Consider the following 12,057-nt stretch of genomic DNA (forward strand, 5'->3'; position numbering starts at 1 on the left):
CGGCGCCCCGGCCCGGGGGGCGGGGCGCCGCACGTTCACCGCGTCTGACCGGGCACGACCAGCCCGCTCTCGTACGCCATGACGACCGCCTGGGCGCGGCTGTTGAGGGACAGCTTGCCCATGATCCGGTGCAGGTGCGTCTTGACCGTGCCCTCGGTGACGTGGAGCCGCCGGGCCACCGCCTCGTTGTCGATGCCCAGGCCGACCTGGCGCAGGACCTCCGTCTCCCGCGCCGTGAGACCCGGCAGGGCGTCGAGCTCGACCGCCGCGGCCGGCCGGCGCGTGTACGCCTCCACCAGGCGGCGCGTCACCGCGGGCGCGAAGAGCATCTCGCCGCGCGCCACCACGTGGACCGCGTCGACGAGCCGACCAGGCGACGTGTCCTTGAGCAGGAAGCCGCTGGCGCCCGCGCGCAGCGCCGCGTACACGTACTCGTCGATGTCGAACGTCGTCAGCGCGATGATGCGCGGCGGGTCCCGCACCTCCTTGAGGATCCGCTCGGTCGCCGCGACACCGTTCATGCCGGGAAGCCTGATGTCCATCAGCACGACGTCCCACCGCTCGCGGTGCGCGGCCTCGACGGCGGCCTCACCGTCGGGGACCTCGCCCACCGCCGTGATGTCCGGCGCCGTCCGCAGCAGGGCGGCCAGGCCTGCCCTGACGAGCTCCTGGTCGTCCACCACAAGTACCCGCGTCACGCTTCCCGCCCCCCGGCGTCCTCCGGCTCCTCCGGGCGCGTGCGACGTAGCGCCTGCGCCGGGAGTACCACCTCGACCTCGAAACCGCCTCCGTCACGCGGTGCCGCCACCAGCCGTCCTCCGCAGATCCTGACCCGTTCGCGCATGCCGATCAAGCCGAGCCCGGAGCCGGGGGCGGTTTCACGTCGAGCCCCGTGGTGCTTGGCGGGTAGGCCGGGTTGGCCGGGGCCGCTGTCGTTGCGGACCGCGAGGACGACCTCGTCAGGCGTGTGGTCGAGGGTGAGAGCGACGTGTGCGCCGGGCGCGTGCTTGATCACGTTGGTCAGCGCCTCCTGGGCGACCCGGTAGACGCACACCTCGACCACGGACGGCAGGGGGACCGGGTCGCCCGTGGCCGCGAACCGTATGTCGAGTCCGGCCGAGGCGGCGCCTGCGACCAGTTCAGGCAGCCGGTCGAGGCGGGGCGCTGCCTCGTACGGGGCCTCCTCGCGGCCGTCCTCGCGGCCGTCGTCGTCGGACTGGACGCGCAACACCGTGAGCAGGCGCCGCAGTTCGTCAAGCGCGCCGCGCCCGGTCTCCGCGATGGTCGCGAGGGCGCCGCGCGCCGCGGGGACGTCCGAGGTGAGCACCGTCTCCGCAAGACCGGCCTGGACGGTGACCACCGACATGTGGTGCGCCACCACATCGTGCAACTCCCGCGCGATGGCGATGCGTTCGAGCGCGACGGCGTCGCGGGCGTGCGCCTCCCGCTCGGCCACCAGGTCGGCGGTGACCTGGCGGAGGTCGGCGTTGGCGCGCAGCAGCAGGTACCGGGTATGGCCGAAGGCGATCGCCACCACGGGGACGAGGAGGGCCTGCGCGGCCACCAGCGCGAGGTGCAGGTGGCCGGCGAACCCGCTGAGCGCCGTGACCGAGGCCACCGGGACGGCCGCTGCCCAGGAGACCGCTACCGGACGGCACCCGGCCAGGCTGAGCAGGCCGACGACCGGTGACCACCAGTTGACGGACGGCTGGTACCCGCAGCCGAGATAGACGGCGTAGACGGCCGCGGACGCCAGCACCACCATCACGGGCAGCCGTCGCCGCGCCGCGAGCGGCAGCGCGCTCAGGCACGCCAGCGTGTAGCCGACGCCGTCGAACGCGCGCCATCCTGGCGGGTGGTAGTAGGCGCCCGCGATGCACGTGACCACTGCGATGCCGAGCGCGAGTGCGGCGTCGAATGCCGCCGGGCGCAGGCGAGTTGAGTTCACCGCAGGATGCTAAGGCCGAGCCCTGCGGACATGGATGCAGCCCACGCCAGGTCGTCCGGCCGTCCGGTCGTCCCAACGGCCGGTTGCCGACGCGCGCAGCCGGTCACCGGGCGCCAGGACCCCCGCCGTGCGACACCCCGGCTCCCGACCCCTGCGGAGCATGGCTCGGCGCCGCGCTCGCCGCCGCGTTGCGGTGCTTCTCCTGCTTCGCCTGTCCGGGCTTCTTGCTCGCCGACGTGTTCTTCGGCTCCGGGCTCGCCTTCCTGCCCTGCTGCTTCCCGGAGCCGGAGCCGGAGCCGGAGCCGGAGTCCGGCAGCACGTGTGCACAGTAGGCGGACACGTGGTCCTCGCCACCGGCGGCCGCGATGAACCGCTGCCAGCCCGGCGAGTCCAGCGCCTTGCCGTGTCCCTTGACGGAGGCGTACGCGCGGCAGTGGGCTTGGATGTCCTTGGCCGTCGGCGGGCGGCCCGTGGACCGCGAGCCGGCGGACGAGCCGGCCGAGCCGGAGGGTGGCGCATTGCTCGGCCCTGCTGTGGCCGGGGTGTTCGCGTGGGCGGGGGATGAGGCGTCCGAGGTCGCCGCGGGCCCGGAACCGGTCGGCCGCGGAGCGTCGTGGTGCGTGCCACCGCCGGAAGACTTGGGCAGCTCGATCGCGGCGAACGCCGCACCACCCAGGGCCAGGCTCGCGAGCAACGCGGCCACGGCGATCCTCACCGAGCGCCGCACTGGTGTGCGCGGCGACCGCCAGTCGTCGCCCCTGCGGGCGCGTGCCTGCTCGTGCAGGCCCGCGTCGCGGGCCGCGCGGTAGGCGGCGACGGCCTGCTGCTGCGCGTGTGCGTCCAGCGTCGCGTCGCACATGGCATTGCCGAGCGCCGCTTCCAGCTCCGCGGAGGTGATCGGTTCGGCTGCTTCGGGAACTGGGCCGGTCGGGCCAGCGGACTGACGGGCGTACGTTCCGCCCTCGCTGTCGTGGGTGCCCATGCCTGCTGCCGTCCGTCCTCGTGTGATTCCCGCACTCGCCTGTTGTCCTACGCGTTGGGCGTCGCGCTGCTCATATCGACCGCCTCAGCGTAAGGGCTTCCGCTCTCGTCTCCTCGGCGGCGCCGAGTTGGCGTGCCAGGCGCTTCAGCCCCCGTGAGGTGGCACTGCATACCGCGCCGGGGCGCTTGCCGAGAACGCGGGCGGCGGAGGGGCCGTCGAGGCCGACGACGACGCGTAGCAGCACGGCCTCCGCCTGGTCACGGGGCAGAGTGCTGACCAGCCTGAGCGCGCGCTCGGTGGACAGCACCTCGAAGGTTTGGTCGTACACGTCGTCCGGGCCCGGAACGTCCAGGAGGTCCGGATCGAGGGCGCTGGTGACGGGGCGGCTGCGACGCCGTCGCAGGTGGTCGAGGGCCCGGTGGCGTGCGATGGTCGCGCTCCAGCCGCGGAAGCCCGCGCCGTCGCCCTTGAAGCGGCCCAGGTCGCGGGCGATCTCCAGCCAGGCCTCCGACGCCACGTCCTCCGCCTCGTTGCCGACGAGCCCACGCAGATAGCCGAGCAGCCTGGGGTGCACCATCCGGTACACGGCCTCGAAGGCGGCATCGTCGCCGCCCTGCGCCCGCTCGACGGCGGCCCCCAGCTCCCCGTCCCGCCGTCCCGGCTCGCCGCGTGGCCCGCCTGCCTCGCCCACACTCATCCTTGTCCGTACCGTTCGTCGCCCACGCGCCGCCGGCAGCGCATGCACCGGCGCGAGCCCCTGCCGCCCCCGCCGGCTCGCGCCCCGCGACACAGCACATGCACAGTACTTCCCGTCACCGCAGGCGAACAGGGGTGTCCGGGGCCGTCGGGAGGGCCCGCGTGTCGAGACACGACCGCCGTCAGTTGCCGAGGACGGAGCCGATCCACGTCCGAACGTCGTCGGTGACCGGATCGGTGCCGTCGGCGAAGTCGTCGTGCTTCTGGAGGAACTTCGCCACATACGTGCAGACGGGCACGATGCGCTTGCCCGCGTTCCGCGTGTCGGTCAGGGCCTGCTGCACGAGATGTGAGGCGAGGCCCTGCCCGGCGTAGGCGTCGTCGATCTCGGTGTGGTGGAAGACCCGCTGCGCGCCGCGGTCGCGGAACGCGGCGAAACCGGCGAGTTCTCCGTCGACGAGGATTTCGTAGCGGCACTTGTCGTCGACACGCTCGACCACAGGACTGCTGGACTGCGTCATCGGGGACCTTCCATGGGGTCGGGAGCGGGGGTTCCTGCGTGGGGTGATGGTGGCGTTCGGCAGGGCCGGGGCGAGGAGGCGGTCTCCGTCGTAGCCGTCGACGCGGCCGAAACGATCGGAGGCGTTCTGCCACGCCTCCCGGGCCTGGACGATCTCGTCGTGGCTCCGTGCGACGAAGTTCCACCACATCACGATCTGTTCCTCGAACGGCGCCCCTCCGAGCAGGATCATGCGAGCCGCACGGTCGGTGGGGTTTTTGAGGGTCAGCGTCGCGCCGCCCGGCGCGAGGTAGCCGAGTTCCGACGGGCGTAGCGGTGTCCCCGCCATGACGACGTCCCCCTGGTCGACGAGCAGGCCGTGCTCGAACCCGGGATCGATGGCCAAGGTCGTCTCGGCCCGTGGTTCGAGGGTGAGTTCGGCGCCGAGGAGCGGGCTGAAGGTGGGGACGGGCGAGGTGTCGCCAGCGAGGGAGCCGAGGAACACCCTCGCTTCGCCCCCGTCGAGTGGGATCGCGCTCGGCACGTGGTGCTCGAACCTGCCGGCGGTGGCCCGATGCCCGTCGGGAAGCGCCAGCCAGAGTTGCACGCCGTGCAGGACGGTGGTGCCGGTGGTGGAGACCTCCGAGTGGCTGATGCCGTGGCCGCCCGTCATGAGGTTCAGCTCTCCGGGTGCCACGAAGGCATGGGTCCCGAGACTGTCCCGGTGCTCGATCTCGCCACTGAACAGCCAGCTCACCGTCTGCAGACCCGTGTGCGGGTGAGGGGCGACGTCCATGCCACCGGTCCGGGCGACGTCGTCGGGGCCGTAGTGGTCGGCGAAGCACCAGGCCCCGATCAAGGTACGGGCCCGCTGGGGCAACGTACGCCGTACGGTCATCGCCCGAGGGCCGCCCAGCGGGACGTCCCTCGCCGAGAGGACCTCCACCTGGGGTCCGCCCCTCGCGGGCTCCTCATCGGACGCCGTCCCGCAACGCAGCTCGGTGGGATCGACCTCGGTATTGCTCACCGTGCGCCGCCTCCGCTCGCCATGTCGTTTCCGATTCAACAAGGGTAGGCGTTGACGCCGCGAAGTGCATGACGGTCACCTCATCGAGGTCGGTCAGGACGTCGCGCGGTAGCCTCCGTGGAGCGATCACATCTGGGGGGGGGATCCATGAACACCGCGCGAACCGTGCGCCGTCTGGCGCCGATACTGCTGGCAGCGTCGCTGCTCACGGCCTGCTCGGCCGGGCACGACGGGACGTCGGACGGGGCGTCGTCGCCGGCCGCGGACGTCAGCACCTCGCCCGCGGCGGTCCATGCGCCCGCCTCGGCCGCGCCGATCGTCGCCGGCGACAGTGACAGCGGCAGCGGCGCCACGGGTTCCGGCTCCCCGAGCTCCTCGGGGACGGCGGCGGGCTATCCCACCACGGAGCGCGCCCCCGGTGCGCTGGTGCCGGCGGTCCGTGACTCCTTCGCCGTGCTCCAGGCCACCTACAACGACGGCTGCACGACCCCGGGGAACTGCGAGTACTTCCTCAACCGCCTGGTGAGCAACCTCGACGACCTCTACGACTCGATGAAGGCGAGCCCGGAGGGCGACGGGCATTTCGCCGCGCCGATCGCCCGGATCCGGGCGATGCAGCAGGCGTTCAAGGGGGACTTCTCCTTCCCGAACCTCAAGCAGCACAAGCAGCTGCTGACCACCACACGGGACAAGGTCAACACCTGGATGCAGGGGCACCCGGAGGACTACCGATAGCTCCGATCGCCGCGTGACGTACGTCAGTTGTCGGAAGAGAACGCCGAGTCGAACGAACGCTCCGGCGGCTCGATCGCGGTGAGCGTGCGGATGAACCTCAGCGCGTCCGGCGCGCCCACCAAACGGTCCATGCCCGCGTCCTCCCACTCCACCGAGACCGGGCCGCCGTAGCCGATGGAGTTGAGCATCCGGAAGCAGGCCTCCCACGGCACGTCCCCGTGCCCGGTGGACACGAAGTCCCAGCCACGGCGCGGGTCCGCCCACGGCAGGTGGGAGCCGAGGCGGCCGTTGCGTCCGTTGAAGCGCTTGACCGACTCCTTGCAGTCCACGTGGTAGATGCGGTCCTTGAAGTCCCACAGGAAGCCGACCGGGTCCAGGTCCTGCCACACGAAGTGTGACGGGTCGAAGTTGAGGCCGAACGCCTCCCGGTGGCCGATCGCCTCCAGGGTGCGCACCGTCGTCCAGTAGTCGTAGGCGATCTCCGACGGGTGCACCTCGTGCGCGAAGCGCACGCCGACCTCGTCGAAGACGTCCAGGATGGGGTTCCAGCGGTCGGCGAAGTCCTGGTAGCCGCGCTCGATCATCTCCGGCGGTACGGGCGGGAACATCGCCACCGTGTGCCAGATCGACGAGCCCGTGAAGCCGATGACCGTCTTCACACCGAACGCGGCCGCGGCCCGCGCGGTGTCCTTGATCTCCTGCGCGGCGCGCTGCCGTACGCCCTCCGGCTCGCCGTCGCCCCAGATGCGGGCGGGGAGGATGCCCTTGTGGCGCTCGTCGATGGGGTGGTCGCAGACGGCCTGTCCCGTCAGGTGGCAGGAGAGCGCCCAGCACCGCAGGTTGTACTTCTCCAGCAGGGCGCGGCGGCGCGGGATGTACTCCTCGTCGGCCAGGGCCTTGCCGACCTCGAAGTGGTCGCCCCAGCAGGCGATCTCCAGCCCGTCGTACCCCCACTTCGACGCGAGCCGGCACACCTCCTCGAACGGCATGTCGGCCCACTGGCCGGTGAACAGGGTGATCGGGCGTGGCATCTGGGTTCCTCCCGGGTGGTTCGTCTGATCGGTCGCGCTGCTCGGTCTCGTCACACTGCCGCGTCCCTCACCTTCGCCAGGCGCAGCAGCAGGTCCTTGACCTCGGTCGCGTCGTAGTGGTCGCGGGCCTCGGCGGGACGGGAGCACAGCAGTACGGGGCCGTCGTCGGGGCGGCCGGGCAGCCGGCCGTGGCTGCCGCGCACCGGGGACGGGTCGAGCGGGACGACGCTCATGCGGTAGCGCATGCCCAGCTTCTTGCGGGCGAGCGCGGCGGCGGCGCGCAGCTTGACCTTGGGGTCCTTCGGGTCCATGAACAGCTCGGCCGGGTCGTAGCCCGGCTTGCGGTGGATCTCGACGAGGCGGGCGAAGTCGGGCGCGCGGTCGTCGTCGAGCCAGTAGTAGTACGTGAACCAGGCGTCGGGCTCGGCGACGGCGATGAGGTCGCCGGCGCGCGGGTGGTCGATGCCGTGCGCCTTCTTGCCGGCCTCGGTGAGCACGTCCGCCACGCCCTCCGTACCGGCCAGGAGTTCGCGTACGCGCTCGGTGTCGGCGGGGTCGGCGACGTACACGTGGGCGACCTGGTGGTCGGCCACGGCGAAGGCGGACGACGTCCACGGGTCGAGGTACTCCATGCCGTCCTGGGTGTGGACGTTCAGGAGCCCGGCCCTGCGCAGCACGCGGTTGATGTCCACGGCCCTGGACACGTTGGTGATGCCGTACTCGGAGAGGGCGACGACGGTGACCGAGCGCGCGGCGGCCGCGTCGAGCAGCGGGGCCAGCACGCGGTCGACATCGGCCGCCGCCGCGGCGGCGCGCGGGTCGTCGGGGCCGTAGCGCTGGAGGTCGTAGTCGAGATGGGGGATGTAGGCGAGGGTAAGGTCGGGCGCCTCGGTGGTGAGGACGTGCCGGGCCGCGTCGGCGATCCAGCGCGAGGACGTCAGGGAGGCCGTCGGGCCCCAGTAAGTGAACAGGGGGAACGTCCCGAGCTTTGCCGTGAGCTCGTCGTGCAGCTGCGGGGGATACGTGTAGCAGTCCGGCTCCTTGCGGCCGTCCGAGTAGTAGACGGGCCGCGGTGTGACGGTCAGGTCGACGTCGGCGCCCATGGCGTACCACCAGCAGATGTTGGCGACGCGGTAGCCGGGGTGCGAGCGCCGCGCCGCCTCCCACACCTTCTCCCCGCCGACGAGCGCGTTGTGCTGCCGCCACAGCAGCACTTCGCCGAGTTCGCGGAAGTACCAGCCGTTGCCGACGATGCCGTGGCCCGTCGCGGGCTCCCCGGTGAGCAGGGTGGACTGCACGGTGCAGGTGACGGCGGGGAACGCGGTGTCCAGGCGCGCGGTGAAGCCCGCCTCGCCCAGGGCGCGCAGCCGCGGCATGTGGGCGAGCAACCGGGGGGTGAGGCCGACGACGTCGATGACGAGCAGCGGTGTGGGGCTCATGCGGCGGCCTCCTTCAGACCGAGGGAAATCAAGAGGTCGCGGGTGAAGGCCAGTTCGGCGGCGATGCCGTCGGCGAGCGCGCCGGGCCCCCGCGGCCGCCGGTCCTCGGGGAGCACGCCCCAGGTGTACGTCTCGGCCTCCACGTGTGCGGTGCGTGCGGTGTCACCGCCGAGGAGGGCGCCGAGGGTCGCCTCCAGTTCGGGTCGTGTCGTGGTCAGCGGCGGCTCCGGATCGGCGTGCAGCGGCACGTGGAAGTGGACGCGCCAGGGGTCCTGGCCGGGCAACTCACCGGCCAGGGCGGCGTCGAGGTCGTCCACGGCCAGGGGCGGGGCGCCGCGCTCGCGCACCTGGTGCAGGAAGCGCGGCTCGGCGAAGGCGGCCAGCGCGTCCCGTGCCGCCCGGTCGGAGGGGTCGGCGGCCTGCAGGGCGCACGACGCCTGCGCCTTGACCACCCGCAGCCCCGCGGCGTCCAGGCGGGCGAGGGCGGCGGTGGGTTCCTCGAAGGCGACGGCGAGGTGGCAGGCGTCCAGGCAGACGCCGATGCGTTCGGTGTCCATGCCGGCCAGGTGGCGGGCGGCCTGGGCCGTGGTCTCGACGACGCACCCGGGCTCGGGCTCCAGGCCGACCCTGACCGTGCGGCCGGTCTCGCTTTCGAGGGCCGCGAGCCCGGCGGCCAGCTCGTCGAGGGTCCTGGCCGCCTCGTCCGCCTGCCCGGCCGTCCACGGGGTGCGCCAGCCCAGCGGCACGGTGGAGACGCTGCCGTGGGCGGCGTCGCCCGGAAGCAGGGCGGCGAGCACACGGGCGAGGTCGAGTGTGTAGTGCAGCCGGTCCCGCGTGGTCCAGTCGGGCCGGTAGACGGCGTGCTTGACGACGGGGTCGTGGAAGCCGCGGTAGGGGAAGCCGTTCAGTGTGACGACTTCGAGGCCGCGCGCGTCGAGCTCCCGGCGCAGCCTGCCGACCGCTCCGCCGTCCGCGGCGAGTGCCGCGGCGGCGTCACGGGCCAGCCAGAGACCCAGGCCGAGTACGGGCACGCCGAGCCGCTCGCGTACGGGCTCTGCGTGAGCGGCCAGTTGGGCGAGGACGCCGTCGAGGTCCTCCGCGGGGTGGACGTTGGTGCAGTACGCGAGGTGGACGAGTGTGCCGTCGGGATGCAGCAGGCGCACGGTCACACCTCCGCTCGGACGCCGCGCAGCACGGAGTTGCCCTCGAAGGTCGCGCCGCCGCCCTCCCCGGGATCGTCGAGCTCCAGCTTGCCGCTCTGACCGTAGAACGCGACGGGGTTGCGCCACAGGACCGCGTCCACCTCGTCGTCGGTGAAGCCGGCGGCGAGCATGGCGTCCCCGGTCTTCCGCGTCTTCAACGGGTCGCTGCGCCCCCAGTCCGCGGCCGAGTTGACGAGGATCCGCTCGGTGCCGAACTCGCGCAGGACGGCGACCATGCGGCGCTCGTCCATCTTGGTGTCGGGGTAGATGGAGAAGCCCATCCAGCAGCCCGTTCCCGCGACTTGGCGTACGGTCACCTCGTTGAGGTGATCGACGACGACGCGTTCGGGGGCGAGCCCCGATTCCTTCACCACGGCGAGTGTGCGGTCGACGCCCGCGGCCTTGTCCCGGTGCGGGGTGTGGACCAGCACCGGCAGGTCGTGGGTGACGGCGAGCTGGAGCTGCGCGGCGAACGCCTCGTCCTCCTCGGGCGTCATGGAGTCGTAGCCGACCTCACCGACGGCGACCACCCCGTCCTTTGGCAGGTAGCGCGGCAGCTCGGCCAGCACCTCGGCGCAGCGCGAGTCGTTGGCCTCCTTGGGGTTGAGGGCGATGGTGCAGTGGTGCCGGACGCCGAACTGGGCGGCGCGGAACGGCTCCCAGCCGATCAGGGAGTCGAAGTAGTCGAGGAAGCTGCCGACGGACGTGCGCGGCTGGCCGAGCCAGAACGCGGGCTCCACCAGGGCGCGCACGCCTGCGGTGTGCATTGCCTCGTAGTCGTCGGTGGTGCGCGAGGACATGTGGATGTGCGGGTCGAAGATGCGCATCACGCCTCCCGGCGGGGTTCGGTTGCCGACGTGGGGACGGTCGCGGGGCCCTGGTCGCCCGCGGCCTCGGGGAAGCGGGCCAGGATCGGTGCGATGTCGTCGGGTGTCCCGCGCCCGGCGGCCGCACGTTCGCGGGCGAACGCGCCCATCATGCGGGCCAGTTCGGCGTCTTCCCGTGCGGGCAGGCCGGGCACCGCGGCCAGCGGGATGCCGGTGAAGACACACTTGAGCACGGCCTGCCGGTAGGCCTCCGCGTCCAGGTGGGCCGTCGCGTAGTCCCCGAGGGCCGCGGAGATCAGCCGGGTGTCGTTGGTGCGCAGCGCGTCGCGCACCAGGGGCAGCGCGCCGTCGCCGACGGGCAGTAGCGGCAACGCGCGTAGCACGGCGCGCCGTTCAGCGGCGTCGCCCGTGCGGTACAGCCCGCCGATCTCGTCGAGCAGCCGGCCGCCGGTCAACGGCAGGGCGGTGAGCAGCAGGGCGCGGGCCGCGTCGTCCACCGTCCAGCCGTGCGGGTCGGCGGGGTCGAGCGGGCCGCGCCCGCAGCGGCGTCCAGCAGGGGGGAACAGGGAGCGTACGGTGTCGGGGTCGGCGGCCGTGGAGGCGCACGCGCCGGCGAGCCATGCGGAGCCCTGCGCGGTCATCCGTCCTGCCAGGGCGGCTCTGAGGCGGTCGGGGGTCATGCTCATGCCGTCTCCTCCTCTCGGCGGGCCGTACGGTGGGCTGCGGGGTCGCACGACCGCAGGAAGTCCAGGGAGCGGCGGGCCGTCCCCGGCGCGTCGTGGCTGTGCCTGGGCAGCTCGACGGCGACAAGCCCGCGGTAGCCGACCTCGTCCAGGGCGTCGAGCACCGGTGGGAAGTCGATCTCGCCCGTGCCGAACTCCAGGTGCTCGTGGGTGCCCCGGCGCATGTCGTCGATCTGCACGTTCACCAGCCGGCCCCCGACCCGGCGCACGCACTCGGGCACCGGGTACGGCTCCAGGCAGCGGCAGTGGCCGATGTCGAGTGTCAGGCCGAACGGGGCCGGGTCGCCGAGCGCCGCCGCCAGCCTGCCGTACTCGTCGATGCTCTCCACGAGCATCCCGGGCTCGGGTTCGAAGCCCAGCGTGACGCCCGCCCGCGCCGCGGTGTCGACGACCTCGGCGCACCCGGCGACCAGCCGGTCCCAGGCCGTGCGCGGGTCGAGCTCCGGGGGCCTGATCCCGGCCCAGAAGGAGACGGCCTGCGCGCCGAGATCCGCGCCGACCGCCACCGCGCGGCGCAGGAACTCGACGCGCAGCTGCCGCCCTTCGGACGCGAGCAGGGTCGGCTCGTGCTTGTGCCAGGGGTCCAGCAGGTAGCGTGCCCCGGTCTCGATGATGACGCCGAGGCCGAGCCGGTCGAGCCACCGCGCGAGCGCGGCCGTACGGGCGGCGAGGCCGGGCGCGAACGGGTCGAGGTGGTGGTGGTCGAGGGTGAGCGCCACGCCGTCGTAGCCGAGTTCGGCGATGACGGTGAGCGCGTCCTCGAGGCGGTGGTTGGCGAAGCCGTTGGTGCCGAACCCGTAGCGCAGGGCGGGCTCGGCCGGTGCGCGGCCGCCGTCGCGTGGCGCGCTCATGTCGGCGACACCCGCCTTGCCAGGGCGCGGGCCGGCGGGAAGGCGGCGGCCAGCGCGAGCGCCGGTCGCAGCGCGCC

The 12,057-nt window shown here is 72.8% G+C and carries 12 protein-coding genes and 1 pseudogene; 1 reads left to right on the forward strand and 12 read right to left on the reverse strand.

Translation table 11 applies throughout. The features are described 5' to 3' along the window. Positions 1 to 35 precede the first annotated feature (35 nt). The 6 genes and pseudogenes from JFN87_RS12585 to JFN87_RS12605 form a co-directional block, all read right to left on the reverse strand. Positions 36 to 698 carry a response regulator gene (locus JFN87_RS12585; RefSeq protein ID WP_209340094.1) on the reverse strand — a complete coding sequence of 221 codons (663 nt, stop codon included), beginning with the start codon at positions 696 to 698 and terminating at the stop codon, positions 36 to 38. Continuing rightward, on the reverse strand, positions 695 to 1,948 hold the full coding sequence (locus tag JFN87_RS34105) for a sensor histidine kinase (protein ID WP_209340095.1): 1,254 nt from the start codon (positions 1,946 to 1,948) through the stop codon (positions 695 to 697). The genes JFN87_RS12585 and JFN87_RS34105 overlap by 4 nt, the downstream gene beginning before the upstream one ends. Before the next feature lie 103 nt (positions 1,949 to 2,051). Further along, positions 2,052 to 2,930 (reverse strand): hypothetical protein, encoded by an 879-nt coding sequence (locus tag JFN87_RS12595; protein WP_209340096.1) that lies wholly within the window; start codon positions 2,928 to 2,930, stop codon positions 2,052 to 2,054. Between the two features lie 70 nt (positions 2,931 to 3,000). Then, positions 3,001 to 3,627, reverse strand: a complete 627-nt coding sequence (locus JFN87_RS12600) for an RNA polymerase sigma factor (RefSeq protein ID WP_209340097.1) — start codon at positions 3,625 to 3,627, stop codon at positions 3,001 to 3,003. A 181-nt stretch (positions 3,628 to 3,808) separates the two neighbouring features. Beyond that, positions 3,809 to 4,147: a GNAT family N-acetyltransferase gene (locus tag JFN87_RS33640; protein WP_245179338.1), complete on the reverse strand. Its 339-nt coding sequence runs from the start codon at positions 4,145 to 4,147 to the stop codon at positions 3,809 to 3,811. Between the two features lie 24 nt (positions 4,148 to 4,171). Beyond that, positions 4,172 to 5,152 (reverse strand): annotated as a pseudogene (locus tag JFN87_RS12605) (pirin family protein); the annotation flags it as partial. Positions 5,153 to 5,299: 147 nt separating this feature from the next. On the opposite strand from JFN87_RS12605, the gene JFN87_RS12610 reads away from it, so the two are divergent. Beyond that, on the forward strand, positions 5,300 to 5,887 hold the full coding sequence (locus tag JFN87_RS12610) for a hypothetical protein (protein ID WP_209340099.1): 588 nt from the start codon (positions 5,300 to 5,302) through the stop codon (positions 5,885 to 5,887). 23 nt (positions 5,888 to 5,910) lie between these two features. Here the strand turns inward: JFN87_RS12610 and JFN87_RS12615 are convergent, their stop codons facing one another. Genes JFN87_RS12615 through JFN87_RS12640 form a run of 6 tightly spaced genes read right to left on the reverse strand, consistent with a single transcriptional unit; the run spans position 5,911 to position 11,980 of the window. Continuing rightward, positions 5,911 to 6,918 carry a sugar phosphate isomerase/epimerase family protein gene (locus JFN87_RS12615; RefSeq protein WP_209340100.1) on the reverse strand — a complete coding sequence of 336 codons (1,008 nt, stop codon included), beginning with the start codon at positions 6,916 to 6,918 and terminating at the stop codon, positions 5,911 to 5,913. 50 nt (positions 6,919 to 6,968) lie between these two features. Continuing rightward, on the reverse strand, positions 6,969 to 8,357 hold the full coding sequence (locus JFN87_RS12620) for an alkaline phosphatase family protein (protein WP_209340101.1): 1,389 nt from the start codon (positions 8,355 to 8,357) through the stop codon (positions 6,969 to 6,971). Further along, complete coding sequence (gene eboE / locus JFN87_RS12625) at positions 8,354 to 9,520, reverse strand: metabolite traffic protein EboE (RefSeq protein ID WP_209340102.1); 1,167 nt, start codon at positions 9,518 to 9,520, stop codon at positions 8,354 to 8,356. Before eboE ends, JFN87_RS12620 begins: the two co-directional genes overlap by 4 nt. A 2-nt stretch (positions 9,521 to 9,522) precedes the next feature. Next, on the reverse strand, positions 9,523 to 10,386 hold the full coding sequence (locus JFN87_RS12630) for a TatD family hydrolase (protein WP_209340103.1): 864 nt from the start codon (positions 10,384 to 10,386) through the stop codon (positions 9,523 to 9,525). Next, positions 10,386 to 11,072, reverse strand: coding sequence for an EboA domain-containing protein (locus tag JFN87_RS12635; RefSeq protein WP_209340104.1), 687 nt, complete (start codon positions 11,070 to 11,072; stop codon positions 10,386 to 10,388). Before JFN87_RS12635 ends, JFN87_RS12630 begins: the two co-directional genes overlap by 1 nt. Beyond that, positions 11,069 to 11,980 carry a sugar phosphate isomerase/epimerase family protein gene (locus JFN87_RS12640; RefSeq protein ID WP_209340105.1) on the reverse strand — a complete coding sequence of 304 codons (912 nt, stop codon included), beginning with the start codon at positions 11,978 to 11,980 and terminating at the stop codon, positions 11,069 to 11,071. Before JFN87_RS12640 ends, JFN87_RS12635 begins: the two co-directional genes overlap by 4 nt. Positions 11,981 to 12,057: the final 77 nt, after the last annotated feature.

Origin of the sequence: Streptomyces montanisoli, from assembly GCF_017813245.1 — a bacterium.
GTDB classification, from domain to species: domain Bacteria; phylum Actinomycetota; class Actinomycetes; order Streptomycetales; family Streptomycetaceae; genus Streptomyces; species Streptomyces montanisoli.

What these genes read in the sequence shown, in the direction of transcription:
- JFN87_RS12595 (WP_209340096.1), bottom strand. Translation starts at nt 2,930, where the DNA reads ATGGGCACCCACGACAGCGAGGGCGGAACGTACGCCCGTCAGTCCGCT.
- JFN87_RS12600 (WP_209340097.1), bottom strand. Translation starts at nt 3,627, where the DNA reads ATGAGTGTGGGCGAGGCAGGCGGGCCACGCGGCGAGCCGGGACGGCGG.
- JFN87_RS33640 (WP_245179338.1), bottom strand. Translation starts at nt 4,147, where the DNA reads ATGACGCAGTCCAGCAGTCCTGTGGTCGAGCGTGTCGACGACAAGTGC.
- JFN87_RS12610 (WP_209340099.1), top strand. Translation starts at nt 5,300, where the DNA reads ATGAACACCGCGCGAACCGTGCGCCGTCTGGCGCCGATACTGCTGGCA.
- JFN87_RS12615 (WP_209340100.1), bottom strand. Translation starts at nt 6,918, where the DNA reads ATGCCACGCCCGATCACCCTGTTCACCGGCCAGTGGGCCGACATGCCG.
- JFN87_RS12620 (WP_209340101.1), bottom strand. Translation starts at nt 8,357, where the DNA reads ATGAGCCCCACACCGCTGCTCGTCATCGACGTCGTCGGCCTCACCCCC.
- JFN87_RS12630 (WP_209340103.1), bottom strand. Translation starts at nt 10,386, where the DNA reads ATGCGCATCTTCGACCCGCACATCCACATGTCCTCGCGCACCACCGAC.
- JFN87_RS12635 (WP_209340104.1), bottom strand. Translation starts at nt 11,072, where the DNA reads ATGAGCATGACCCCCGACCGCCTCAGAGCCGCCCTGGCAGGACGGATG.
- JFN87_RS12640 (WP_209340105.1), bottom strand. Translation starts at nt 11,980, where the DNA reads ATGAGCGCGCCACGCGACGGCGGCCGCGCACCGGCCGAGCCCGCCCTG.